The 223-nt window shown below is 50.2% G+C and carries 1 protein-coding gene; it reads left to right on the plus strand.

Annotation, left to right across the window (positions count from 1 at the left end):
* Positions 1 to 223 (plus strand): transposase (locus AAC855_RS21465; RefSeq protein ID WP_340612149.1); only part of this gene is annotated, 223 nt, incomplete at both ends.

Genomic DNA, 223 nt, shown 5'->3' on the forward strand with positions numbered 1-223 from the left:
GGATCACAAAAGGGGGCTCAATACCAAGATACATTTGGCCGTGGATGCGCATGGTATGCCAGTCAGAATGGTTATTACAAGCGGTACCACAGCGGATTGTTCGCAAGCTGAGCGCCTAATTGAAGGGCTCGATGCAGAGCATCTTTTGGCGGACAGGGGCTATGATAGTAATGCCATAGTAGAAAAAGCTGAACAGCAAGGCATGCAAGTCCAGATCCCCAGC

The organism is Xenorhabdus bharatensis (assembly GCF_037996705.1).
GTDB lineage: Bacteria > Pseudomonadota > Gammaproteobacteria > Enterobacterales > Enterobacteriaceae > Xenorhabdus > Xenorhabdus bharatensis.